This window comes from Reyranella sp. (genome assembly GCF_004297405.1).
In the GTDB taxonomy this organism is placed as follows: Bacteria; Pseudomonadota; Alphaproteobacteria; order Reyranellales; family Reyranellaceae; genus Reyranella.
Window position 1 is genome coordinate 32,456 of the sequence record NZ_SCVC01000039.1, and the last position, 23,057, is coordinate 55,512.

Genomic DNA, 23,057 nt, shown 5'->3' on the forward strand with positions numbered 1-23,057 from the left:
CGAAACTTCGCATTACCTCGCATGCAGCGCTGAACGTTCACGTCCATCGTCCTTGGACGGTCTTGGAGACCGCATCAAGGAGCTACGATGCAGACAGCTGACAATAGCGGACGCGATGTCCCTCTCGCCCTTACGGTGCGTGGGGCCTGCGCCAAGCTCTCAATCTCCCGATCTACCTTGTACGAGGAAATCGCGGCGGGTCGCCTTCAGGCCAAGAAGGCTGGCAAGAAGACCCTGATTCCGACCCAGTCCGTAAACGACTGGTTCAACAACCTCCCATCCAAAGCCGCCTGAAACGCAAAACCCGCCACGGGGCACGTGGCGGGCTCGATGCGTTTGTCCAATCCCCTCGACCAAAAGGAAACTGAACATGGACAAGAAAGTAGTCCCTCCCGCGGAGCGCCGCAAGCGGCACGCACGTTGCCCAATCGCTGCAGAGCGCGCTCGCATCCACAACATGCCTGCCGTTCGGCTCCTGATTGGCCGCTTCGCGTTGCCTGCAGCCACAGCTGTCCTGACTGCTGAAGCCTTCGGCCTGATCGGAGGTGATCGATGAGGAGGGTGATCACCGCTCATTTTTTCGACAGGCCACCCCTAACCATCACAATTCAAGGGAAACGGCCAAACTGGCTGCTCGATATCCTGCGGACGCGCGGAGATACAGGCACGACCAGCATCGAGCATCCTGGTGTGCGGGTTGCGGATGCCGTGCTGAAGTTGCGACGAGCCGGCCTTGCGATTGAGACTATCACTGAGCGGCACGAAGGCGCCTTCGCGGGAAATCACGCCCGGTATGTCCTGCGAGTGGAACGCGTCGACATCGAGCGGGAGGCCGCCTGATGGACGGCCAGATGATCGGCTCGTTCGTAAAGAACGCCCGTGAGGCTGTGGCCATCCAGCTCACGACGTTCAACGGCCATCGGCTCTGTGACGTGCGTGTCGTCATCCCCAATGCAGATGGCGACAGCACCCCGACCAAAAAAGGGGTGACGCTGAAACCGTCGGCACTCCCCGACCTGATCAAGCTCCTGGAGGAGGCCCATGCGGCTGCCCTTCAGGCAGGCTGGTGCCAGAGCGATGGCACGTAAACAGACCAACCGTGGGCGCCGGGTCAACGCCACCGGCCGCAGCGAGGGAGGCGCGCATCACGCGCGCTTCTACCGCTGGGAGCTGGAGTCGGTTGCCTTCAGATGGCTCTCGGTAGCGGCCAGGGCGCTCCTGCTGGAGTTGAAGGCTCTCTACACGGGCGGCAACAACGGCACCCTGTTCCTGAGCGTCCGTGAGGGCGCCCGTCGCTTGGGTATCGGCAAGAACCAGGCGGCCGCTGCATTCGGTGAACTGCAGGAGCGGGGATTTATCAGGCCCAATATCGTCGGCGCCTTCAGCCTCAAGCACGAGGCGCGTCGCGGCAACGCAACCAGCTGGATCCTGACTGAGTTCCCCATCGGCGAGGCAAAGGGAGCTGGCTCCCGGGATTTCATGCGGTGGCAGCCTTCATCTGAGCAACAGCGCGCCCGTGAACTACAACGCGCTGCCCGCTCCCAAAATCATTCGACGGTCCCCTACAGGGGACAGACTGTGCCCGCTCCGGGGACAGTACCCCTCAAAACACACCTACCTGTCATCGCTCCGGGGACACTTTCGGCCGAAATCGCCGATCGACGGTCCCCGCTCCGGGCACACAGATAAGTTACCATGGGGAGTCTGCTTCAGATGATCAGCACACCCGTTCAGGGAGCGAGAGAGCGGCGCGGGGCCCGCAAGGAGCCCAAGCGCCAGCGCTCGCGCGAGGGCAGTTGCCCGCCTGCCCAAAGTCATGCGGCGGAGCCGCCTCCGTCGGGACGAAATGCGGAGAGTATCGAGGTCGCGGAGGTCAAGCGGCCGTTGGCGGCATTCAATTCGATGCGACCGATGAAGCCAGAGACCATCCAGGAAGCGCTGCAGCTCCAATCCGGGGCGGCGCTCAAGCGGGCGATTGGCAAGGCGTTGATTGCGGAAGATGGCGATTACACCGGCGGACGGTGCGAGCTCGCCGAGGCGGACGCCATGGACGCGCGAGTCTCCGACTTCCTCGATATCGGCTCGCACATCACAGGCCGGATAAGTGAAGGTAACGGTGGTGAGCTGATTGTGCGGACGCGTGAGGCAAGTGGGTCCATTCCTGGTGTCATCGATACTGTGCGGGAGAGCCCGGACATGCTGTCCGCGAGCGCAAGCCGCGCCCGCCTGGAACTGACGGGGACGCGCTCACCCTGGCCGTGGACACAGCGGAGAGCATCAAGCCGAAGAACAGCCTGGAAAAGATGCTCGCTCATCAGCTAGCGGCCTCCCATCGGCTCGGCATGATGTTCGCCGATCGGTCGGCCACCTTGCTTGAGCGGACAGCACACTTCGCCAATGGCAACCAGACCATTACGATTGAGGCTGCCAGATTGGCGAACAGCGCAGCGCGGATGATGGCGGCATTCCAAGATGGATTACTCGCGCTGGACAGGATCCGGCGTGGTGGCCGTCAGACTGTGAAGGTGATCCATCAGCACGTCGCGGTGGGTCCCGGCGGACAGGCCGTAGTTGCTGGCAACCTTAAAAGTGGGGGGCGTAAGCGTCAGGGGGGAGGGACCGGCAATGGCCGATAAACCCCGTACGGAGCGCTTTCCTGGCCGCGGCTGCCTGAAGAATGGCAATCGCCCCGGCAATCCCGACAACGCCCCTCGTTGTGGCGCCAAGACACGGAACGGAGGCCGTTGCCGATCTGCCGCGATGCCGAACGGGCGCTGTCGCATGCACGGTGGCCCCAGCACGGGCCCGCGAACCGAGGAAGGCAAAGCGGCCATCCGCGCTCGACACTGGAAACATGGCCGATACAGCTATGAGGCAATTGCAAGGAGGCGAGCGGCGGCGCAGGAGCGAAGGCAGATGCGGATTACGCTGTCGCTATTGCGAGAGCTACTGTGTGAGTGAAAGTGTAGCGACCGAACAACTTCTGCGCTAAAATACACATCCTATCCTCAGCCAACCTCGCCGAGCGCTTCCGGCGAACTCAGCTGAGCCGGCACGAGGACCAATTCCACCCCTTTGCGGGAAGTTGGCGACAGCCCCGGATCACCCCGAACGACAACGGCTTGCCTGAACACACGTGTCTTCTTTGCTCCCATGCGGAGCCCAGGGCACAGCGGCAGCCACCAAGGGTCTTCCGATGGCAAATAATAGTAGCGCCGCGAATCCACGGTCTCCCGATACTGATCAGCTGGCGACCACAAACGCAGACGGCAAGACGCCGGATCAGCATTCGCCGACTTACTTCGCCATTGAAGACGGGGAGCTCGTCCTCTATCGCGAGAATGGTGTCTCGCTGATCACGCTCTCAGCGGGCGTAGCATGACCATCCCTTACATGTTTGCCGAACGTTCTGGCCGCGTCCCAGGGGCCTATCTCGATGCTGATTTCGCGTATGTGAACGATGTCTCGAATGCTACTGGCATATTGCCAAAGACTCGAGGCGGCACGGGTGGCGACACGAGCCAGGAGGCGGCGGAAAACCTCTCCGTTGGTTTCGTCGCCGCCGACCTTGCGGAACTCAAAGCGCTGACTTCTCGACCACCAGAAGTTCTGGTCAAGACCGGTCGCGCGGCAGGTATGTGGGAGTGGGTGAGCGGGTCGAGCGCGACACCGGATGACGCACTGGTTGTTCAGTGCTCGTCTGGAGAATCGGGGCGCTACAAACGCGTCTACGATGGGCGTGCCTTTGCCGAGTGGTTTGGCGTCGTAGGGGACGGAGTGACCGACGACACGGGAGCATTCGAGCGGGCTGTGGCCTCGGGTGTGGCCCTTGATTTGGGCTCGCTGACGATCCTGGTCACGAACACAATCAGTCTTGCGACGTATCAAAATTGGTGCGGAGCAGGCGCGGCGCTCAAATTTGACAGCACTGTCCTCGGTTACATTCTTCCACTGCTCAATGTGGATGTCGGTGCTGCAGGAAGCCAATTTGAGGGCATCGAGTTCGACCACAACGCCTCAGGTGTTGATCAAGCATCACTCTCCAACCAAGTTGCAATGTGGTGGCAGTGCTGCGTCGTTAATCAGGCCAATCATGTTACCTTCGCCAATTGTACGGTGCGTAACGCGTGGGACAGCGGATTTGCCAACGGACGAGTTGCTGTAACCGGTGACGGCTCAGTTGGAAGTCCGCTCAGCCTCTCTGCGGTACCCGGGTTTCCAGAAGCCGCCATATTCGACAATTGTCGGGCGTTTGACTGCGGACTGGGAGACCACCACACATACGGGCCGGAAGGCTTTTATGGCAACGGCTTCGGAAACGGTGGCAGCCGCACCGAGTACGCCAACTGTTATGCCAAGCGTTGTTATGGCGGGATCGCTGGCGAATTTGGAGCCGTTACCAGTGGTACGGTGACAAACTGTGTCGTCGACGAAAGTCTGAGCGGAGGTCCTCAGTCGCTTGGTCTCGGTTTTTGGTTCGGTGACGGCCCCTACACGGTGACTGGCTGCATCGCCATGTTCTGCGCGGGTGCTGGCTTTACTGTTGCCGATACATCAGATGGCGCGGCGCTCAGCAACTGCTACGCCTACGCGAACGGACGGGAGGGCTTCGTTGTTGGCAAGTCCAACACTACGCTGACCGGCTGTATCGCTCGCAACAATAGTCAGGAGACGACGAATACTTACAGCGCGTTCGTGTTTGACAGTAACGGAGCCGCAATCGCCAATGCGATCCTCGTAGGCTGCGCAGCCGTAGGTACTGGCCACAAGTACGGCTTGGAGGCCAGAGGCAGCAACACCATCGACGCGGACGTCACTGGTTGTTCCTTTGTCGGTGCTACCGCCGCCACCAACCTCGGAAGTTACTCAGTCGCGGTACTTAGCCGGAAGAGCGGCACGAGAAACTTTGGCGTTAACTCGCCGGAACCGCTCTCCAAACTAGAGGCCGCCGACACACCTGTCTCCTATTTGACCATTGCGGTGGGAAATGCAGGAAACTTCGGCGCCTTGGCTGCAGTACTCGCAGGCACGCCCGGAAAGCGGGTGGCCCTAGCCTACGACGGGGTGAACGATGTCGGCGTAATCCAGTCCATCCACTCTAACACCCTAGTGAAGCCGACATTTCTCAACCCATCGGGCGGCGATGTGATGGCCGGTAAGGGCTCATGGAATACCGGCTGTATGCGGCTCGGTGATTATCGCCTCTGGATCGACAGTTCTGGCCGACTGCGGATCAAGAGCAGCGCGCCGTCGAGTGACACGGATGGTACTGTCGTCGGGACCCAAACGTGATGTGCGGCTGCTCTTAGCCACTGGATCTCCGAATTACCGCGGCAAGCGATCAATGCTAGGGCCGGTTTTTTGCCCGTGGAGTCGATTTGCGTGGCCGCGGCTACCGCGGGTGCTTCCGGCGGTCGAATCGAGTCCAGCGAGTCGGATTTTGACTCTAGCGGCCATCTCAGAGGCGCTGCATCGCCGCGCATGCGCTTCTTGGTGGGCATTGTCGCTCACCCTATTTGGGCAATCTCGCGTACCCGGCAGGGCCGGGTGCCTGCCGGGGTGAATATCGATCGGCTCCGGGAGCACGCATTGAGCTACATCATGAATCGGCCGCTGTCCGAGTACCCCTTTGGCGTCACCTGTGCGGCCAAAATCTGATCAAGCATGGCCGTTCGTACGCTACCGACCGGTGCGCCGGAAGTCTGAAGCCAAGTTCCGCGCCTGCGTTCAAGCCAGCCTGAGGCGAAAGCGTCTCCTGCCTCGAAACCGGCGTCAGAGGCTCGGATGAAGTCCTCGGCCTGGTTGGTAGGACTGATCGCGACATGGACGGCAAGCTCACCATACCCTGCGTCTTGCACACACGCGATGGCGGCCACGCCTTCAAAGTCAAACCGATAGATGCCGTGGTCACCCGTCCAGCGGTTATCATCCTCGGTTAAGCCAAAAATGCCCTGATCCAGCCCAGCATTGATGGCCCCGACCATCATGTTGCGCCAAGCCGCTTTCTTCCTAGCACCCCGCATTGTTGCTGCCGCCTTGGTGCTTCGGTGCGAAGTTCGTGGCACTGCGATATTGATGAAGGCGTTAGGGCCGTTCCCGTCGCGCTTGACTGAGAAGCCGAGAGACAATGCGGCAGCAATAAACATGCCATTGGAAACGTAATTGTCGTCCCCTGGATTGGCGGCTTTGTGAAACTGCTCGGCGTTGTGTTTGTATCCGTAGCTTGTCCTTCTTCGGGACACGGATTTGGACTTCTCTAGCGTCTCCAGATACTCCCAGGCGCGCACGAACTGCTCTACGTAGTCAATACCCAACATACACTGTCTAGAGGCGTCGAAGTTAGACCGGTTCTCCTCAAGAGAGAGGCGCGGGTCATTGGTTCGGAACCCGTTTGCACTAAGGGCCGGGTCTTGAGACAGGATTGCTTTGAGCTTCATGCTGGCGACTGTTTTGGAGAGGGTGCCATAGGGCAGGTCCTCGCCATTTCGCTCGCGGAGGAACTCGGCGAAGGCGCGGTCGTCGATTGCGCAGAGCACGGCACCTTTGCCTATGGCGGCAACAAGGGCGGCGTAGGTGCCAAACCCGAAACCCCGAGCCATGGCTTCGACGCGATGAGAAGCCTGGACGGATGGCGCAAGAATCGACAATTCCGCCTTTAGCGGGTCGATGTCAGTAGATGAGATAGAGGCCTTCATGATCTGTGTTCCTTGTGTTCGGGCTGTCGTTCGCCGATTACGCAACAGCCCCAAGGACGGGACCAAGAAGACAAGGAATGCAGAGGTTGGAACCTCAGGAGCGTTTAACCCGGCGACAGGTTGGGTGCATCCGACCTGCCCGCAATTTAACAGCGTAGGACGAGCTCCTCAAGCCCTCGAGCAGATCTGAGTACTGCTTAACGCCGGAGCAAAATCACCACAAGAAGGAGCCCAAGAGCCCATGCTGATAGCCACGCCGCACGCTTCAGTGACTGCAGCACGTGCATCATCGGCGAGTCAGTGAGCGCTTGCAGATTTGTGGTTGCCTGCGGAGCTCTGAGTTCGATGCCGGCTCCGACCTCGGTTTTCGGTTCTACAGCATGCGCGTGTGGCGGATTGTCGACCAACTCGAGGTGTCGATTGATGGATAGCGATACCTCCCCAATGCGACCCAAACGGGGAACTTCAAATTCTCGATCGGTAGGCAATGTCACCTTATGCTCTTGATCCGAGGTCAAGACCTTGACGCGACTAGTGGAAATCGACGGACTCCATTCCGAATAGAAGCCGTCTACATGGCCAACGCTAAAATGGACGTCATCTACAAGCCCTCGATCAATCTTCTCTATGTATCGAGTAAACGCTTCCGGCTTAACGGACAAACTAAAGACGATGCAGTCATCGGTCGTCTCGTCCCTAAAGTCGATTTCGGTCGTGTAGGAAGGACAACCCCAGACGGTGCATCGCTCCTGCTCGTCGTTGCTCGCCAGTGAAGTGATGCAAAGCTCGAACTTTTGAATCGTGCGGTCAGTGCCGAACATCGAGAACTTCGTCTGACGGTCATAACCGTCTGTGTCGCGCGGTGAGCCAGGCCGCAATTCTAAGCGAATGACCTGGCTGCGCTCGCTTCTGTCTTCTTGTCCGCCAGTTTCCTGTTGAGAGGTCGTGCCGTCCGAATTGCTCGTGGTAAAGGAGAACCCAAGCGGCTGCCGAATCTGGAAGCTGTCACGAAGGACACATGAGGTTGCCGTGAAATCCAGCGACCACCGCCAAGGGATTTGGTCGCCGCCGATCGGCCGGCCTTCTGCGTTAACTTCGTTGATCGCCCATTTATAAAGGTTCTTGTACTGGGGCTCAGTGTGCAGCCGTAGTCCGCGCTCGAGATGAAAGTCCATTGATAGCTCCCTGCCGCGAGGAAAGTAGCCGCCACGGAGACAGAACGACAATAGGACCACCGGATTGCGAGGACGCTAGAGCACGCGTTCCTATCGCAGGGATTCTGGGGCCAGACGGGGGCTGTAAAGGAAAGGGCCGCTAGGGCCGGTTTTCTGCCCGTGGAGTCGATTTGCGTGGCCGCGGCTACCGCCCGTGCCCGGAGAGGCCAAATCGAGTCCAGTGAGTCAGATTTTGACTCAACCGGCCACCTCCGGGAAGGTGGTGTCTTCTCCGGTAGACGGAAGCGAGACGCGACAATGACGAGAGGTCTATGCCTTGCGAGCTACGGAGAGGGCTGTGTCCCGCATTGTCGATCTCACTGAACAACTCGGCGATGGCTACCCAGCCGGACCTATGTCGGACATGGTCTATAGTGCTTTTCGTCGGCGCCCGGTGCTCAAGACTGGGCGCTGGATCCTAGAAGAGCCTCCTGGGGGCTTTAATGCTGATCCATTCCTCCAGATCGGCCAGCCGATTGCCCTAGATGGGCATCTTGATGACTTCGGACGACGCGTTGCGGCTTTCCTTAGCCCTGACATGCAGTTCACGGATAGGACAAGGCCCCGGTCCGTTACGGCAACTTCGGGGTTTGGCCTCATCTCGGAATTGGAACGACTCCAGTATGAAGTTTACTTTGCCAGGGACCGCGCCGACGTTGCCACCGTCCTGTCCAAAAAGGTTGCGCCTTTCCTAACCAAGCGGCTTGGCGCTACGCACTGCTGCGTCGTTCGTCCTAGTCTCAAGCTTCAGCAGATGAGGCTCTCCCTCGCCAAGGCCTGGTGGGCCCTTTCGACCTTTCCCAAGAATGACATAGCAAGACGGGTTACGGTTGACCGCGTGCTGGATCCGATTATGCCGCTGGCCCACGAGATGGGGAACTGGCTCCATGTTTTCTTGTCGTCGCCGCCAATTCAGGTGACGGCGACGTTTCAATGCCTTGGCGGATACATCTTGTTCTATCGAGAGGGACCGTGGACATTTCCATACGCTGCAGCCGCGGGGATTTTCGGAAGGTTCAACGCGAGCGTGTCACTCGATACATCTGAGGGAGGGATGAGGTCGGGTATCTGGCTAAAGCCTGGAACGCCCGATCGCATTTACGACTATCTGAGAACAGTCACGAAGTTGATTGATAGACTGGCCTTCTTTGCGCTGAACCCGATGAACTTTGTCGAAGCGGGCCACCTCCAAAGCACACAGCAAATTCAGTTCATCACAGCGCTAGGGTTGTTGTTCTCGGATATCCAAGCAGGGAATGAAGTTCCCTCCAATTATTCGAAGGTTTCCTTCTCTCTCTCCGCGCTCGATAAGTTGGCAAACATAATTGAGGCGATGACAGATCGTGCCATTGGCGAGGGACACGCTTTCAAGGCATTGCTCTCAACTACAACCGCTAACGGATTGCGGTGGATCGCGCGCCAGTATGCGTCAGCTGACGCAGTAGCAAGCCAGCTGTTGCGAGCCCAGGCGCGACGCCTTCTGCAAGTCCACAGAGCCGTCCGCAATCAAGCCGGGGCCCATACCACTGAGGCACAGCGCTTGGGCTGGCTGCGCAGTTACCGGAACTTGCGCCACGGAACCTTCCTTGAGCGCGGTCAGTTTTCGGACCTGTTTGTCACGTCGAAGGGGCTGGTTCCATCGCATCTGTCTGGCGTGACCATGGCGATGGTGTTGGGCCTTGCTATGGATCCAGAGAAGTTTCTTTACCTGGTTGCAGCTCAATCGGCCACACTTAAAGCCGGAGAGGCGGCCGAGCGCATTCGACGGGCGTCGGCCGCAACGCCCCGTTGAGCAATCGAGCCCGAGAACATTTCAGCGGCCAGTCAATATGAAGTACGCAGCGCGCCCGGCCAGCCAAATGATGACTGCTACTCCAAGTACGGCGTAGATGGCTCCCGGCGCGGGAGCTGGAAAAAAAGGAAGTAGCTCGCAAACACAAGCACGCTTAGTCCAAGGGAGAGCCACCAAAGGACAAGTGCGATGCGTTGAAGGAACGAAGGGCCACCTTCGAAGGTTGTGTCGGGCCAGAAAAAAGTTGCCATCACACTCTCGCTCACCCCAGGCCGCGCTTTGCCCCTGGTCCCAGCTGTAGCAGTCGGCACAACGCCTCAGAGCGTCAAACGTCCAATCGGTGGCTATGGGTTACAGGGGCGCCCAACAACGTCGTTAACGGATGCTTTGAATCTGAGCTTTGCCCACGGTCGATCGCGCGCGAAATTGGGCCAGCCGAATCTCCGGGAGGAGGGGCTTCTTGCTTTGCCATGCTTCTGTCCCATGGTCTCGAAGGAGCCCCGAGACAGTACCGGAACCGGATAGTCTGGTGGGTAGAATTTAGTCCAGCCGCGCAAGCCGCACGGAAGTAAATTTCTCGACGGCATACGGTGCAAGCTTCGGCAGTAGTTGCGCCATATGCTCAGACTTGAAGTGGGCTTGAACAGCCTCACGATCCGACCAGCGCTCAAGCAGGATGTATGTTCCTGGTTCTTCGGCGCGGTACCATTCGTAGCGCAGGCAACCCTTATCTTTTGCAAGGGTCGCCGCCTCAACCTCCCAGAACAGGGCCTCGGCTTCCGCTTCCATGCCAAGCTTGATCCGCTGAGTTGCAACTATATCGATCATTGGTCGCTCCATCACACGCGGACAGGGGCACTGCCACCAATGCCACTGCAGTGCCGGCTAGGCAAGTCCGTCCAGCCCTTCAGCGCGGAGCAGGGTAGGTATCACTTAGTGCTTCCTGGCTTCGCCTTGGCGGTTGCCACTAGGCCTGCCTCGATCAGCTGTCGCACGGCCTCGCTTCTCGTGACGCCGCCGCGCTGGACATAGGCATCCAGCAAAGCTGGCGCGGCTGGACCAATGCGCGCCGGCACTACTTTGAATGGCCAGGAAATCCACACTCAATCCTTCCACGGGATGCGTGGAAGTTCCGAGATATTACCAATCAAGACACAGCCGTCGGGTGTGAAGTCCCCTCGGTCTACTTTCTCCGCAGCTAGCAGCAGTATGCGGGCGCGGTCGCGATCGAAGACGGCAGCAGGGCCAATCCGATCTAAGGCATTGTTGCCGAGCACGGCATCTGTGATGCGCCCGCTGTGCCGCGTGTCCTTGTAGTCGAACCAGAACTGTACAAGGCCATTTTCTCTGTCGTCATACCGTCGAGCGAAGCGGGGCATTGCCAAGCGCAACCGGACACCAGCTCCACCACCATTTTCAGGAATAAATATGACGCCAGCGCTTCGCAGTGCCTCTTGTAAGGCATCGCTCGTTGTTGCGTGAGGGGACCTCACTTCGCGCTCGAAATCCGCGATGGTCTTCTTAGCTATCCGCGAGGCCTTCTCTAGGTCTTCTTGAGACCAATTTAAGAGTGCACGGGCAGACCGGCATTGGGCAGGTGTTATCACTTAAAATTACTCCATAGATGTCATTTGCATTTACATATGACATTTTTGATGTAATATCAAGTCGGCCAGTTGAAGTGTTGACGCACCTCAACCGGCCTAACCGCAACCCGAGGATGGAGCCCCGGATCATGGCTAACACCGATACTACCACGTCGATCACCCAGGCCGACGCTTTCGTCGTCGTCTCCTGGTGGCAGGACGAGAGCAGCAACGCCCGAAAGGGTCACTACAGCTACGAGCATTGCGCCAGCCCCAATGAGGTTAGCGACCTGTACGGCGAATACGATTCTGGAGAGTACGGGCGCGCCCATGCTGTCGGCATGTTTCCCGCCCGGAACGGCATGCCCAGCGGCGAAAGGTTGACCGCTATCACGCTCGCGCGGCTCGTCCGCGAAACGCTCGCAGCGTAGGGAAGGCGGAGCATGCTTGATTTTGAGTCCGCCACTACTCGCCATTTCGTCAAGGTCACGAGCGAAAGCCTGTCACGCCTGACCGTGCTGATCGAGGAAGCGGCTTCCCTCTTGGACGAACGTGGCGGCCGAGTGACGCGCACGCGAATTTTCAAGGAAGCTCACTTCGCAGTGGGCGCTCTCCGAGCGGTCGACAATTCTGTTTGCGGTATGGTCGATGGTGCGAGGGCACCACACGATTCGCTCAGGGACGAGTCCGAACGTTTAGGACGGCTCAAGGCGCCCGCCACGGAACGCCTTGGCCATGAAGCTCGCCAGGGTCGGCAGATTGCCACCTTGAAGCGCCACGTCGGCACCGGCTTGCGGCTGGTGGTCGACAATACGATGCAAGGCCGGGGGCGGGCTGGGTTGCTTCAAACCGATGGAGCCGCGACATGACCGCCCCCAGCTCGCGCAGCTCCTCAAGACAGGGGCTCAGTGACGCTGCCTCTGCATTGACCCACCGCGTCACAGGAAAGAATAACATGCCTGACGGTTCAAACTTCCTGCAGTCGTCGACCTCGCCCGCACTTTCGGTGGTTACGCCGATAGCGCCCCGTCTGAAGGGCGGTGATGCTTCAATTATGGTGCCCACTGCTGTCGATCAGCGGGTGGACGTCGAAGCACCCGACAAGAAAGAGAAGCGGCGGGCGAGTCAGCGCCGTCGCTATCTAAAGGAGAAGCAGGCTCGCGATGCGCGCCGCAAGGAGATGGCTCGGGTTCCGAGTGTACCGTACAGAATGCCGTCTCTGTTGAGTGCGGATTGGGCGGCGCGAAACATCACGCCGCTACGCCTGCGCTTCCTGCTGGAAGGCGTTATCAATGTCGTGTGGAGGCTAGGCCCGGACGCTTCCTCCGCATCCGAAGCAAAGGCTGCACGCGATTACCTCGCCAGGTGGCAATTGTTGCCAGCTGAAATCAATGCTCTCGCGCGTCAGATTCGCGACTTCAAAAGCGAAGCGGAAGCACAGGACGTCTCCGCCAAGTGCGATTGGCTTCAAGCAGGATCCGGGGTTTGTGCTCGACAAGGCACAGTTGGGGAAGCGTACTTAGCGGCATTGGCCGCCATGGAAGCCTGCGTGTCGATCTTGACGGAAGTGCCAATTAATTACCGGCATGACGGCGATGCGCTCCTTGAGACCATCATCTATACAGGCTGGCGAGTACCAGCTCGCAAGCGTGCTCGCTTTGCCGAACGCATGGCCCAGTTCGTCACCCAGCGCATCATGGACGAATTCGATTTTAAGCCTATTTAGGGCCATACAGTGAAAAGCCCGGCCGGCAACTCCGGCGGCCGGGCCTGTCCTTGACTCTAAGCTAGGATCGATCTGCCACCATTGTCGTGACACATGGGCGACTGTTCAGTCGGGCTGCTTCTCGTGGGCATGCCGCAGGGCGCGATCGAAGACGTTCTCTTGGACGTCGCCCAAGTCGGAAAAAGCCGCCTCGATCTTGAGCCGGTCCCAGATGACACGTTTCCCAACCCGCAGAGGCTTGGGCATGCGGCCATCTTCCACCAGGGCATCCAAGGTTGAGGTTCCGACTCCGATGTATCGGGCGGCGGCTTCGCGGCTCATCCCTCTTGGCGGGTAGGAATAGCTGTCGCCTTTGACCATGTGCGATCCTTTCGCTCGCAACAACTCCAAAGCCTGCCATGATGCTTCGGAAAAAATGAACCAGAAAGCAACAGAGGGGGATTTGGCGCGCGTTAGATCGGCGCTGCGTCATTTAGGATCTTCTCTTGCGCTTGCCCTCGGCGTTCTGGCGGTCATTGGCGGGTTTGCTTCGGCCTACCGAGGCCTTGGGACGGGAGCTGGAGACATGATCATAAGTGGGCCTATCATTCTGCTGGGGGCATTGGCCTATCGGTCGGCAAAGAGGAGATGGTTAGGGCAAGTGGCATCAACGAAAGTGCGTTGCCTCCTCGAGGCAGTTGCGATTGGGATAATTCTTTTTTCAATGCTTCGGCTTCCCAACCTTCATGAACTGGTTATCTCTCAACCGTTCCACTACGTTTTGATTCCCGTTTGGGCGTTAACCGCGTACGTGCTTGTTGGCTTTCGATCACCGAAGGTGCAATCCACATCAGCCACCCCGTAGGTTTGGCTTCGGCGGGATCGTCTGGTGCAGCGAAGAGCCTGGGGGCCATTCCACCACCAAGGAGGAGGTCGCGCATGTCGGCACGACGCGAGTTGACGCGACGGGCGCTCTACGACCTTGTATGGTCAAAGCCCATGCGTGACGCCGCAGCCGACGTAGGCATTTCTGACGTAGGTCTTAAGAAGCGCTGCCGTAGTCAGGCTGTGCCCGTCCCTCCCCAAGGCTACTGGAACAAGGTTCATGCGGGCCATCGCATGCCGCCGCGGCCACCTTTGCCACCCCAGGCTCGACCTCCGACGGTAGAGCCCAGTCAAGGGGAAGAGCAAAAGCTGAAGTCGACGAAACTACACGCGCCTGCGACCGGAGCATCGTTCACGGGAATTCGAGCCCAGCTAGAAGGCAAAGCACAACGCACGTCTGAAACCTCGCCATTGCCCAAAGGGAATGTTCGCCGGAAAAGGAAAAGACGGACTGCGCCGCGTTATGCATACGAGCACTACAGCCTATCGATCGAGCGATGGGAGTGGGACTATAGTTTTGGCATCAACGAGTGGAAGAAGCACTTTCGCGGCACATATAGAGAGCATCGGGCGCTGACAATTCATGGTGTATTGCATCGACCGGCGGGTTTGATTGGTACGCGAGCGGAAGTATCTTTCTTGCCTTCCGATATGGAGGGGCGCGCGCAGCGCCTTCCTGAGCCGCCCACTAGCATCGGTCAAATGTGGAGAGTACGCCGGGAGCAGAAATTCGAAGTGTTTGTGAGCCTGCCCAGCGACGTTCTTCCCAGCCTCCTGTCAATGCTCATCGCGGAAAAGCTGCGCTTTGTGACTTTAGACGGCATGGTCCTATTTCGTGGTCGCACAGAGATTCGGCGTTTTAGCTTCGACGCGACTGCGTACTGGAAGGAAGAGTTGGCGGCTTGAACAGAATTGGGGCTCGTTGAGAGCAGTAGGCGGCTAGGAGCGGAGCCGACATGAGGGGTACGCCCTTTGTGCTTTCATGCCCAGCCAGCAAAGCCGCGGATCATTGATGTAGCCCAGCCTCAGAAGAAGACTTGGACTTTCACTTTCCCAATGTTCGTGGAACGGGTTCCGCGCGATACCGAGAAAGAGCCAATGGGTGCAGATCCCCTCCGGCCATACCGGACGCTCCATATGTGGCTGTCGATTTGGTTCATGCCCATAACAACGTAGTCGGCGTCTGAAAACACAACTGCGGGCGGCGCAGCACGTGATGCTTGGGCTTCGCGACCTTGTAGATACCTCACTAGGGGAGCCTGGGATGAATGCCGCGCTACTGGTGGTTCGTAGTCAGGGTCAAAGATAGATTCGGTGTAGCCTCCGAAGAACCATCGCTTGAATCTCTGCCCAACCGACATTGACGGCCTTCTATCAAAAAACGCCTGGTTCGGGTCGCCAAAAAACGCAATGCGAAGCCGCTTCCAAACGCTTGGCACTAAAGCCTCGTCAAGTGAATAGGCGCGACAATCACAGCCAAGCTTCGCATGGCGTCCCCAGATATGGTCGTACTACAGTGATAGAATACCACCTTAGAGAGCGTGAGGCGCGCAAGTGCGAAGTTTCTGGACGTCAGCAGTGGTAGTTGTGTGCATCGGGGCGGTGCCCGCGACGGCTCAGCAGCGGACTTTTTCTGTGCCCAGCTGCAGCTACATGAATGATGCCACCAACACGGTCGCGGATGGCCCCTGCCTCATGCGAACGTCGCAGGTGAACGGAAAATTCGCTTACACCCTCACATTCGGTGATGGCACTCGGGTCGTAATAGAGTACGTGGCAAGCCAAAGCGGATATCACCTATGGAAAATCAACGGGCAATCCGGCTTCGGGGTCGAAGTTAATCGTCAGCACGTTAAGGGTGCCACACTCGACCTGAAACAAATTGTCGAGTGGGACAGTAGTAGCCCTCTCCGGAGGTAATCTATGTACCAATGCGTTGCGTTTGTGGTGTTGCTACTGGCGTCGACGGCAGGGTGGACTGGTAACTGTTGGGCCTGGGGCGCCACAGGCCATGAGTGGGTCAGCGGCATCGCCATCGAGAAGCTGCCGGATACCGTCCCAGCATTTATTCGGACGCCGGAGGCGGTAGCCGAGATTGCGGTGATGGGGCGCGAGTCGGACCGCTCGAAGGGTGCCGGAAAGACCCACGACGCCGAGCGCGACCCTGGCCACTATGTCGACTTGGCCGATGACGGATCTGTTGAGGGCATCGTGCCGCTGGCCTCGCTCCCCGTGACCAGAGAGGAATACGACACGCTCCTTCGAGCCGGGGGCAAGACCCAGTACAAGGCTGGTTACCTCCCGTACTCGATTGTCGACGGTTGGCAGCAGCTCCGGAAGGATTTTGCCTACTGGCGGGCACTAACCAAGGCCATCGAGACGGCGGCCACACCGGAGGAGAAGGCTTGGTTTGAGACCGACCGCCGGCTGCGAGATAAACTGACGCTGCGGGACCTGGGCGTGTGGAGCCACTACGGCGGCGACGCCTCGCAGCCGTTGCATGTCTCGGTCCACTACAACGGATGGGGCAACTATCCTAACCCCAACGGCTACACGGCAAACAAGATCCACGCCTACTTTGAGGGCGAGTTCGTGAAGCGCAATCTGCAGCGCGCCGAAGTGGCAGCGAAGGTCGGACCTTACCAACCATGCAACTGCTCGATTGAGGAGCGGACGAAGGTCCTTCTGCTGGCCAGCCTTAGTCAAGTTGCGCCGCTCTATGCGCTGGAGAAGGAGGGTGGCTTCAAGAAGGGCGACCCGCGCGGCGTTGCCTTCGCAACGACTAGGATGGCTGCCGGTGCCCAAGCAGTCCGGGACATGATCGTCCAGGCTTGCGAAGAGAGCGCTACCACGCCAGTTGGCTATCCGATGGTCAACGTGCGGGACATCGAGAGTGGGCAAATTCGAGCAACGCGCCAGATGTTTGGCGCGGACTAAGAAGGGCTAGATGATGATTTGGACCGAAATGTTGCCTTTGACGGATCTCGTACAAGGCGGCCCGAAAGTGCAGGCTCAGATGGCTTGTCGCGGTGTGTACGTCATCTTTGACAAATCCAAAATCGTGTACATCGGCTCGGCTCGCAAAGAGGTATTCGGTGGCCGGCTTATCAAGCACTGTGTGAAGCTCCTCGGATGGCCCGTTGCAGGCATCTCGTTCGGGAAGTCACGTTGGCCTGCCTATTTGAAGAAGCGCAAACACGACCTGAAAGACATGTCGGTGAGTCTCCTGTGCATAGACGACTATGGATTAGCGGCGGCAATCGAAGCGGAGCTCATCCGCAGGTTCAAGGCCCGTTCTGGTGAAAGACCTGAACTCAACTCGAATAGTCCAAGGGTCCAGCTTCCGGCAGGAGCAACGGTCACTGAACCTCCGAACATGCCGCCATTGCGCGCCACGGGTTCGTGAAACCGGTTTCACGGACCATGGGACACACCTAAAACACATCGCCTAGCCATACTGGCGCGATGCCCCAGACCCTGAAGCCAGCTTCCTCTGACATTTGGGAACCCAAGCATGCTGAGTGTCATTCCCCTGCGGCGTCGACCGTCCTTCATCGCCATCCACGTCGAGCAGCGGCTGGCATGGCGTAATGCAAAGATGGGTGCCCCAGAGGTGCCGCTCTCTGTAGCACAGTCGTACTCAATCGCTCCGCTAACATACGGTGCCGCGGCCGATAGCTCGCGACGGAACACTGGGGTTCACCGCAATATTGACCTGACGATAAATGATATTGCCGGCGGCGAATTCACCGGGAAAGTCTGGCAGGAAGTCATCAGAAACGACGACGATGTATCGATAGTTGACCAGTTCAATCCCACCAAGCACTCCGTATTGATACCGACTTGCCTGCGACCGAGCTTGCTCAATTTTTGCGTTCATATTTGCCGGAGTGGCAACTTTCCATTCGGTCAAGACAACGCCGTCTACGTAACCTTGAATGTCTGAGAGTGATTGAATTGTATCATTGAATACAAGATCTGTGCGTTCGCCTTCCCCAGATGCCTTGAAGGCAAATATTCCATGAGAGAGCAGATGCACTGATCCGAGTTTCTCGCATGACACTTCGCCATCTAAGTGGGCGCGTTGCCATTTCGTCCGAACGTCAGTGTCGGCTACGATCTGGCGCTGCAGATGCTTAAAGGCACGCGCGGATAGACCGCGAATAGACTCTTGAGTGTCGGCCAGCAGGTAAGAAAGCTCAGCTTCTAGAGAGGCGAAGGCCACTAGGGCAGCGCCAGTAGCCTCTCGTGCCATATCTCTCGACATTTCGCTTCGAAGAAGCGGCCCGATGCGGTCCGAAAAATCTGCAACTGCGTCGATTGCAATCGTAGGAAGAATAGATCGGTTATCCGTCCCAAACCTCTCAAGCTCGCTCAGTGTTCTCGCGCCATTGTCTCGCAATCGTTGATCGCGCCCGAAGCTATCATTGCCTGTAAATGTTGCGTGCAGCTGCCCCGCCTTTACGAGACCAACTATTCGGGCCCTCAACTGCAGCCACTTGGGAACATAGCTCATGCTGATACTCTCTAATGGTGAATGCCCTTCAGCGTTCCCGCGACCGAGGCTTCTTCGGCTCAGGTGCTGCCGTCCAGGTCACGCCTTCCATCGTCTTGAGCAATGCCTTCGCCGCTACCGGGATCGTTGCCTAGTGCATCGACTGGTGTTCGCGCGCTGGGCACTGGAAGCAGATGTCCTAAGTTACAAAGAAATCACCTTCTCGTTCTTTCTGATAATGGCTGGCGTTTCTCCCCGGCTATACAAGCCATAATTCACCACAGCTTTAGCAGCGGCAGTGAACTCGTCAGCATCAGTCTTTCGTGGAAGGGCTGCCTTAAACCTAACGTCGAACAGCTTAAACTCGTCCATCGAATCTAAACTTGCTTTCCTAAAGTCCACGAGACTGCCAGTGGGCTCTAGAAGACGTTCTGCATTTCTCGCGCTCATTACAGCAAATTTCTGAGCCTCCTCGGCAAGAGCGAGCGCTGGACCGCCTTTGTAGGAGGCCAAGTTCTTCGAGGTTGCCTCCAGCCGCTTCAGGTAGTCGTACTTCAACGTTCGCTTCATTGCGCTGGCAAGTGGTGACATTAGGTTCCACATTTCTTGAATGGATCCAGAACGCATTCGAGCTGCCTGGTTTAACCCATTCAGAATCGTTTCATTCGCTTGTGCGGCGGCGAGAAAGGCGTACGAACCGGCGAGGTATATTTCGACGGCCGCGTCCACGATCATCTCCGCTTGAGCCTTCTCAAGAAGCTCTTCAAGCTGCAAGCTACCCTTGAACTGTGGATCCAATGATCGTGCCTTCGATACCATTTCGCGAGCATTTCGAATCGCAACGAAGCGCCGCTCATCCCAGGCGATTCTTGCATCCTGGATTTCCTGGCGACGGACTTTCTTCCAAAAAGTAGCGACAACATCGTCGGTGATCTGATCTCCTTGGTAGCTGGGTTCCAGTTCACGCATCGCTGCGAGGTCTTGTGCAGCCATCACATCATCATTTGGCGCAGTCTTTTGCCCCAGATCCCTCAAGGCACGCTTAAGTGCGTTGATCCGCAATCTTTCGGCGTCTGGGCCGGAACCAGTTAGGCTCTCTCGATTAACTTCGGGAGGCACTGCATACTGCTCCGATACTGCGGCCAGTTCAGATTGTGCCCGGCTAAGAAGCCAGAAAATTTGCCCTGACTCTCGAAGTGCGCGTGTTGCATCCTTGTTCTGTGGCGATAAGGCCAACAATTTGTCAGCTGCCACCAGAACCGCCTCGTGGTCATGATCAGCAATCGCCGTCAACATAGCTTCGCGCGTGCGGATCGCGTCAGTGATCCTCGGTAGCTCAGTCTTCGCTTCCTTATCTCCTAGCTCAGTGAGTTTGCGTGAAGACAGGAACATCTGATCAAGATCCTGCTTGGTCCGAGCTAGTTCGAGTTTTGCTTTTTCTGTTTCGATTTCCTTGTCGTTGCACGCAGTCAATAGCAGGAAGGACAGTGCGACCCCCCAAAACATACCCGTTTTCATCTTGCCCCCTAAGCCAACCCACTAGAGTCCGGCTTCCACCCTCGACATTGTCGATTCTCTTCCCGAGAACAAAGAGACGACACTACCATCTAGAAGTGTAGAGTAGGGAATTCCTCCGTCACAAGCCCTATGCGAGCCGAATGACGAGACTTCCGTTACCGGTTCAGACACTGTCGAAAGGCCTGCTGCTGATCACCAACGGTAGGAGAAGATGGGATGTCCCCAATGCGCCTTAGCAAGGAAGTTGTTGAAGCAATGAAGAAGGTCGGTGCTGACGTTCTCAAAGCACCGTCAGGTCGAACGTCAACGGAACTCGCCGGAGCCATTTTCGATGTCATGGAGAAAGCGCGCGGTGGTTCCGGACTTGGAAAAGGGCGTAAGGCCGATCGTGCGGGTGGGGTCATCGGTAATGGGCGGACAACTGCAATGAATCATGCCGGGGCTGACGTCCTCAGTCAGCCGGTTGGGAATTCGCCGGAGGACCTTGCCATGAAGGTCTACCTCGCTATGTCTGACCGCCAGAAGGATCGCGGCAGCTGACTGGTCCGCCGATACCGGTTGACCAGTCGATAGCCGCGTTGATTGCCACTTTGAAACGCCCCGCCGCTCGCGCGGCGGCACTCCTCATCATCCCGGGTAGGTCCCGCGATATCCCGCCTTACACTTCGTGTTGGGTGGGTAAGATGGTGGGTAGAGAAACCGACAAATCTCAGAAAGTCACAAAATATTGGCCCTCTTGAGGGCTTTTGGCGGACAGGGCGGGATTCGAACCCGCGGTGGCTGTTACACCACGCACGCTTTCCAAGCGTGTGCCTTAAACCGCTCGGCCACCTGTCCGGGAAGCGCGGTCGGCCGCTCTTATAACGCGGTGGATGGCATGGGCAACGGCCTTTCCCCGGTGCGGCTCCTTGGCTAGGGTGCCGCCGGGTATTTGGGGGAGTAATGGTGGCGTTTCGTGCCCTGGGGTGGCTACTGCTGGCGCTGGCAGTCGCAGTGGTCGTGCATGACCTCCTCACCTGGTGGTCGGAGGGCAGCTATCCTTTTTCGACCCTGGGAAGCCTTTGGTCGCACCTCGATCCCGGCTCGCTCGGCAGCGCCCAGACTTCGGCGCTGCGGCATCTGCCCGGCTCCCTGTGGAATTGGACGGTCCAACCTTTCCTGGCGCTGCCGGCGCTGCCGGCCTTCCTGATCCTGGGGTTCTTCTTGCTCTGGCTGGGCAACCGCGATGGCGACCGGCCGGACCCCAGCTTCCTCGGCGGCTCCCGGCCCTCGCGCAAGCGCCGCAGCCGCGGGCTCTCCTGAGCCCGTTCCAGCCTGGTTAGCGGCTGTCCATCTTCAGCGCGGCGATGAAGGCGGACTGCGGGATCTCCACGTCACCCACCTGGCGCATGCGCTTCTTGCCCTTCTTCTGCTTCTCCAGGAGCTTCTTCTTGCGGCTGATGTCGCCGCCGTAGCACTTGGCCAGCACGTCCTTGCGCAGCGCGCTGATCGTCTCTCGGGCGATGATGCGGCCGCCGATCGCCGCTTGGATGGCGATCTTGAAGAGCTGGCGCGGGATCAGGTCCTTCAGCCGCTCGCAAAGTGCACGGCCGCGATGCTCGGCCTGGCTCTTGTGCACGATGATGCTGAGCGCATCGACCGGCTCGGCGTTGACCAGGATCGACACCTTCACCAGCTCGCCTTCCTCGTAGCCCACCATCTCGTAGTCGAAGCTGGCATAGCCGCGCGTCACGGATTTGAGCCGGTCGTAGAAATCAAACACCACTTCGTTCAGCGGTAGGCGATAGACCGCCATGGCGCGCGCCCCGGCATAGGTCAGCTCGATCTGCTGGCCACGGCGCTCCTGGCAGAGTGTCAGCACCGAACCGAGATGCTCGTCCGGCGTCATGATGGTGGCCTTGATCCAAGGCTCTTCCATGCTCTCGATATGCACGGGGTCGGGATAGTCGGCCGGATTGTGCAGCTCGAGCGCGGTGCCGTCCGTCATCTTGAGCTTGTAGACGACCGAGGGCGCCGTGGTGACGAGGTCGAGGTTGAACTCGCGCTCCAGCCGCTCCTGTACGATCTCGAGATGCAGGAGGCCGAGGAAGCCGCAGCGGAAGCCGAAGCCCAGGGCGGCGCTCGACTCGGGCTCGAAATGGAAGGAGGAGTCGTTCAGGCGCAGTTTGGCGAGCGATTCGCGCAGGGTCTCGAACTCGGCGGCGTCGGCCGGGAACAGGCCGCAGAACACCACCGGCACCGAGGGTTTGAAGCCCGCCAGCATCTCGGTCGCGGGCTTGCGGTCGTCGGTGATCGTGTCGCCGACCTTACAGTCGGCGATGGCCTTAATGCCGGCGATGATGAAGCCGACTTCGCCGGGGCCGAGCTCGGCCACGTCCGTCGCCTTGGGCTTGAACACGCCGACCTTGTCGAGGTCGTAGGAAGCCGCGGCCGCCATCATGCGGATGCGCATGCCCTTCTTCAGCACGCCGTCCTGCACGCGCACGAGCGTCACGACGCCGAGGTACGGGTCGTACCAGCTATCGACCAGCAGGGCCTTCAGCGGCGCGTTGCGTTCGCCCTTGGGCGGCGGCAGGCGCTTCACCATCGCTTCCAGGAGGTCGTCGATGCCGAGGCCGGTCTTGGCCGAAACCTTGATCGATTCGGAGGTGTCGATGCCGATCACGTCCTCGATCTCGCGGCATACCCGCTCGGGCTCGGCCGAGGGCAGGTCGATCTTGTTCAGGACCGGGATGATCTCGTGGTTGGCGTCGATCGCGTGATAGGCATTGGCCAGGGTCTGTGCCTCTACACCCTGGCTGGCGTCGACCACCAGCAGTGAGCCTTCGCAGGCGGCGAGCGAGCGGCTGACCTCGTAGGCGAAGTCGACATGGCCCGGCGTGTCCATCAGGTTCAGGACGTAGGTCTTGCCGTCCTGTGCCGGGTAGTCCAGCCGCACGGTCTGCGCCTTGATGGTGATGCCGCGCTCGCGCTCGATGTCCATCGAGTCGAGCATCTGGTCGTGGAACTCACGCTCCGTCACCGCCCCGCAACGCAGCAGCAGCCGATCGGCCAACGTGCTCTTGCCGTGGTCGATATGAGCGATGATCGAGAAATTGCGGATCAACGACAGGTCGGTCATGTCACTCTACTTCGGGAAGCGCCAGCGGGTGGCGCACTCCAATGAA

Annotated in this window: 24 protein-coding genes and 1 tRNA gene; 16 read left to right on the forward strand and 9 right to left on the reverse strand. The window is 58.7% G+C overall.

The window, feature by feature from the left end:
* Window positions 1–87: 87 nt before the first annotated feature.
* The 7 genes from EPO50_RS24710 to EPO50_RS24740 all read left to right on the forward strand — a co-directional run bounded on the left by EPO50_RS24710 (window position 88) and on the right by EPO50_RS24740 (window position 5,292).
* A complete protein-coding gene (locus EPO50_RS24710; RefSeq protein ID WP_296348528.1) occupies window positions 88–294 on the forward strand; it encodes a helix-turn-helix domain-containing protein in 207 nt (68 codons plus the stop codon).
* Between the two features lie 258 nt (window positions 295–552).
* Window positions 553–840: a hypothetical protein gene (locus EPO50_RS24715; RefSeq protein WP_296348530.1), complete on the forward strand. Its 288-nt coding sequence runs from the start codon at window positions 553–555 to the stop codon at window positions 838–840.
* Window positions 840–1,088: a PC4/YdbC family ssDNA-binding protein gene (locus EPO50_RS24720; protein WP_296348532.1), complete on the forward strand. Its 249-nt coding sequence runs from the start codon at window positions 840–842 to the stop codon at window positions 1,086–1,088. The genes EPO50_RS24715 and EPO50_RS24720 overlap by 1 nt, the downstream gene beginning before the upstream one ends.
* Complete coding sequence (locus EPO50_RS24725) at window positions 1,042–1,689, forward strand: hypothetical protein (protein ID WP_296348534.1); 648 nt, start codon at window positions 1,042–1,044, stop codon at window positions 1,687–1,689. The genes EPO50_RS24720 and EPO50_RS24725 overlap by 47 nt, the downstream gene beginning before the upstream one ends.
* 24 nt (window positions 1,690–1,713) lie before the next feature.
* Entirely contained in the window at window positions 1,714–2,322 is a 609-nt protein-coding gene (locus EPO50_RS24730; protein ID WP_296348536.1) for a hypothetical protein, read from the forward strand.
* 303 nt (window positions 2,323–2,625) lie between these two features.
* Complete coding sequence (locus tag EPO50_RS24735) at window positions 2,626–2,961, forward strand: HGGxSTG domain-containing protein (RefSeq protein WP_296348538.1); 336 nt, start codon at window positions 2,626–2,628, stop codon at window positions 2,959–2,961.
* A gap of 417 nt (window positions 2,962–3,378) precedes the next feature.
* Complete coding sequence (locus EPO50_RS24740; protein ID WP_296348540.1) at window positions 3,379–5,292, forward strand: right-handed parallel beta-helix repeat-containing protein; 1,914 nt, start codon at window positions 3,379–3,381, stop codon at window positions 5,290–5,292.
* Window positions 5,293–5,594: 302 nt separating this feature from the next.
* Here the strand turns inward: EPO50_RS24740 and EPO50_RS24745 are convergent, their stop codons facing one another.
* On the reverse strand, window positions 5,595–6,695 hold the full coding sequence (locus EPO50_RS24745) for a hypothetical protein (protein WP_296348542.1): 1,101 nt from the start codon (window positions 6,693–6,695) through the stop codon (window positions 5,595–5,597).
* A gap of 197 nt (window positions 6,696–6,892) precedes the next feature.
* Entirely contained in the window at window positions 6,893–7,870 is a 978-nt protein-coding gene (locus tag EPO50_RS24750) for a hypothetical protein (RefSeq protein ID WP_296348545.1), read from the reverse strand.
* A gap of 337 nt (window positions 7,871–8,207) precedes the next feature.
* On the opposite strand from EPO50_RS24750, the gene EPO50_RS24755 reads away from it, so the two are divergent.
* Window positions 8,208–9,701: a hypothetical protein gene (locus EPO50_RS24755; RefSeq protein ID WP_296348547.1), complete on the forward strand. Its 1,494-nt coding sequence runs from the start codon at window positions 8,208–8,210 to the stop codon at window positions 9,699–9,701.
* Between the two features lie 540 nt (window positions 9,702–10,241).
* Here the strand turns inward: EPO50_RS24755 and EPO50_RS24760 are convergent.
* The gene (locus tag EPO50_RS24760) at window positions 10,242–10,529 is read right to left on the reverse strand and encodes a putative quinol monooxygenase (RefSeq protein ID WP_296348550.1); all 288 of its coding nucleotides are present in this window, start codon (window positions 10,527–10,529) and stop codon (window positions 10,242–10,244) included.
* A gap of 275 nt (window positions 10,530–10,804) precedes the next feature.
* Window positions 10,805–11,308 carry a helix-turn-helix transcriptional regulator gene (locus EPO50_RS24765; RefSeq protein WP_296348552.1) on the reverse strand — a complete coding sequence of 168 codons (504 nt, stop codon included), beginning with the start codon at window positions 11,306–11,308 and terminating at the stop codon, window positions 10,805–10,807.
* A gap of 128 nt (window positions 11,309–11,436) precedes the next feature.
* Here EPO50_RS24765 and EPO50_RS24770 point away from each other — a divergent pair, with 128 nt between their 5' ends.
* The 3 genes from EPO50_RS24770 (at window position 11,437) to EPO50_RS24780 (ending at window position 13,013) form a co-directional block, all read left to right on the forward strand.
* Window positions 11,437–11,718: a hypothetical protein gene (locus tag EPO50_RS24770; RefSeq protein WP_296348554.1), complete on the forward strand. Its 282-nt coding sequence runs from the start codon at window positions 11,437–11,439 to the stop codon at window positions 11,716–11,718.
* A gap of 12 nt (window positions 11,719–11,730) precedes the next feature.
* Window positions 11,731–12,156: a hypothetical protein gene (locus EPO50_RS24775; RefSeq protein ID WP_296348555.1), complete on the forward strand. Its 426-nt coding sequence runs from the start codon at window positions 11,731–11,733 to the stop codon at window positions 12,154–12,156.
* Window positions 12,157–12,242: 86 nt separating this feature from the next.
* The gene (locus EPO50_RS24780; RefSeq protein ID WP_296348557.1) at window positions 12,243–13,013 is read left to right on the forward strand and encodes a hypothetical protein; all 771 of its coding nucleotides are present in this window, start codon (window positions 12,243–12,245) and stop codon (window positions 13,011–13,013) included.
* Window positions 13,014–13,118: 105 nt separating this feature from the next.
* On the opposite strand, the gene EPO50_RS24785 is transcribed toward EPO50_RS24780, so the two are convergent.
* Window positions 13,119–13,373 (reverse strand): hypothetical protein, encoded by a 255-nt coding sequence (locus EPO50_RS24785; protein ID WP_296348560.1) that lies wholly within the window; start codon window positions 13,371–13,373, stop codon window positions 13,119–13,121.
* 558 nt (window positions 13,374–13,931) lie between these two features.
* Here EPO50_RS24785 and EPO50_RS24790 point away from each other — a divergent pair.
* The 3 genes from EPO50_RS24790 to EPO50_RS24800 all read left to right on the forward strand — a co-directional run bounded on the left by EPO50_RS24790 (window position 13,932) and on the right by EPO50_RS24800 (window position 17,283).
* Entirely contained in the window at window positions 13,932–14,783 is an 852-nt protein-coding gene (locus tag EPO50_RS24790) for a hypothetical protein (protein WP_296348562.1), read from the forward strand.
* A gap of 1,017 nt (window positions 14,784–15,800) precedes the next feature.
* On the forward strand, window positions 15,801–16,814 hold the full coding sequence (locus EPO50_RS24795; protein WP_296348565.1) for a hypothetical protein: 1,014 nt from the start codon (window positions 15,801–15,803) through the stop codon (window positions 16,812–16,814).
* A gap of 10 nt (window positions 16,815–16,824) precedes the next feature.
* Window positions 16,825–17,283: a hypothetical protein gene (locus EPO50_RS24800; protein ID WP_296348567.1), complete on the forward strand. Its 459-nt coding sequence runs from the start codon at window positions 16,825–16,827 to the stop codon at window positions 17,281–17,283.
* Window positions 17,284–17,529: 246 nt separating this feature from the next.
* On the opposite strand, the gene EPO50_RS24805 is transcribed toward EPO50_RS24800, so the two are convergent.
* Both EPO50_RS24805 and EPO50_RS24810 read right to left on the reverse strand, forming a co-directional pair.
* Complete coding sequence (locus EPO50_RS24805) at window positions 17,530–18,393, reverse strand: hypothetical protein (protein WP_296348569.1); 864 nt, start codon at window positions 18,391–18,393, stop codon at window positions 17,530–17,532.
* Window positions 18,394–18,576: 183 nt separating this feature from the next.
* Entirely contained in the window at window positions 18,577–19,890 is a 1,314-nt protein-coding gene (locus tag EPO50_RS24810) for a hypothetical protein (RefSeq protein ID WP_296348571.1), read from the reverse strand.
* 225 nt (window positions 19,891–20,115) lie between these two features.
* On the opposite strand from EPO50_RS24810, the gene EPO50_RS24815 reads away from it, so the two are divergent.
* Window positions 20,116–20,430 carry a hypothetical protein gene (locus EPO50_RS24815; RefSeq protein WP_296348572.1) on the forward strand — a complete coding sequence of 105 codons (315 nt, stop codon included), beginning with the start codon at window positions 20,116–20,118 and terminating at the stop codon, window positions 20,428–20,430.
* Between the two features lie 207 nt (window positions 20,431–20,637).
* On the opposite strand, the gene EPO50_RS24820 is transcribed toward EPO50_RS24815, so the two are convergent.
* Window positions 20,638–20,727, reverse strand: a tRNA-Ser gene (locus EPO50_RS24820).
* A 108-nt stretch (window positions 20,728–20,835) separates the two neighbouring features.
* On the opposite strand from EPO50_RS24820, the gene EPO50_RS24825 reads away from it, so the two are divergent.
* On the forward strand, window positions 20,836–21,192 hold the full coding sequence (locus EPO50_RS24825; RefSeq protein ID WP_296348574.1) for a hypothetical protein: 357 nt from the start codon (window positions 20,836–20,838) through the stop codon (window positions 21,190–21,192).
* Between the two features lie 16 nt (window positions 21,193–21,208).
* Here EPO50_RS24825 and lepA read toward each other — a convergent pair whose 3' ends face one another.
* Window positions 21,209–23,011 (reverse strand): translation elongation factor 4, encoded by a 1,803-nt coding sequence (lepA, locus tag EPO50_RS24830; RefSeq protein WP_296348576.1) that lies wholly within the window; start codon window positions 23,009–23,011, stop codon window positions 21,209–21,211.
* Window positions 23,012–23,057 lie beyond the last annotated feature (46 nt).

Excerpts from the sequence above, each read along its gene's own strand:
- EPO50_RS24710 (WP_296348528.1), top strand. The coding sequence starts at position 88 with ATGCAGACAGCTGACAATAGCGGACGCGATGTCCCTCTCGCCCTTACG.
- EPO50_RS24715 (WP_296348530.1), top strand. The coding sequence starts at position 553 with ATGAGGAGGGTGATCACCGCTCATTTTTTCGACAGGCCACCCCTAACC.
- EPO50_RS24720 (WP_296348532.1), top strand. The coding sequence starts at position 840 with ATGGACGGCCAGATGATCGGCTCGTTCGTAAAGAACGCCCGTGAGGCT.
- EPO50_RS24725 (WP_296348534.1), top strand. The coding sequence starts at position 1,042 with ATGCGGCTGCCCTTCAGGCAGGCTGGTGCCAGAGCGATGGCACGTAAA.
- EPO50_RS24730 (WP_296348536.1), top strand. The coding sequence starts at position 1,714 with ATGATCAGCACACCCGTTCAGGGAGCGAGAGAGCGGCGCGGGGCCCGC.
- EPO50_RS24735 (WP_296348538.1), top strand. The coding sequence starts at position 2,626 with ATGGCCGATAAACCCCGTACGGAGCGCTTTCCTGGCCGCGGCTGCCTG.
- EPO50_RS24740 (WP_296348540.1), top strand. The coding sequence starts at position 3,379 with ATGACCATCCCTTACATGTTTGCCGAACGTTCTGGCCGCGTCCCAGGG.
- EPO50_RS24745 (WP_296348542.1), bottom strand. The coding sequence starts at position 6,695 with ATGAAGGCCTCTATCTCATCTACTGACATCGACCCGCTAAAGGCGGAA.
- EPO50_RS24750 (WP_296348545.1), bottom strand. The coding sequence starts at position 7,870 with ATGGACTTTCATCTCGAGCGCGGACTACGGCTGCACACTGAGCCCCAG.
- EPO50_RS24760 (WP_296348550.1), bottom strand. The coding sequence starts at position 10,529 with ATGATCGATATAGTTGCAACTCAGCGGATCAAGCTTGGCATGGAAGCG.
- EPO50_RS24770 (WP_296348554.1), top strand. The coding sequence starts at position 11,437 with ATGGCTAACACCGATACTACCACGTCGATCACCCAGGCCGACGCTTTC.
- EPO50_RS24775 (WP_296348555.1), top strand. The coding sequence starts at position 11,731 with ATGCTTGATTTTGAGTCCGCCACTACTCGCCATTTCGTCAAGGTCACG.
- EPO50_RS24780 (WP_296348557.1), top strand. The coding sequence starts at position 12,243 with ATGCCTGACGGTTCAAACTTCCTGCAGTCGTCGACCTCGCCCGCACTT.
- EPO50_RS24785 (WP_296348560.1), bottom strand. The coding sequence starts at position 13,373 with ATGGTCAAAGGCGACAGCTATTCCTACCCGCCAAGAGGGATGAGCCGC.
- EPO50_RS24790 (WP_296348562.1), top strand. The coding sequence starts at position 13,932 with ATGTCGGCACGACGCGAGTTGACGCGACGGGCGCTCTACGACCTTGTA.
- EPO50_RS24795 (WP_296348565.1), top strand. The coding sequence starts at position 15,801 with ATGTACCAATGCGTTGCGTTTGTGGTGTTGCTACTGGCGTCGACGGCA.
- EPO50_RS24800 (WP_296348567.1), top strand. The coding sequence starts at position 16,825 with ATGATGATTTGGACCGAAATGTTGCCTTTGACGGATCTCGTACAAGGC.
- EPO50_RS24805 (WP_296348569.1), bottom strand. The coding sequence starts at position 18,393 with ATGAGCTATGTTCCCAAGTGGCTGCAGTTGAGGGCCCGAATAGTTGGT.
- EPO50_RS24810 (WP_296348571.1), bottom strand. The coding sequence starts at position 19,890 with ATGAAAACGGGTATGTTTTGGGGGGTCGCACTGTCCTTCCTGCTATTG.
- EPO50_RS24815 (WP_296348572.1), top strand. The coding sequence starts at position 20,116 with ATGCGCCTTAGCAAGGAAGTTGTTGAAGCAATGAAGAAGGTCGGTGCT.
- lepA (WP_296348576.1), bottom strand. The coding sequence starts at position 23,011 with ATGACCGACCTGTCGTTGATCCGCAATTTCTCGATCATCGCTCATATC.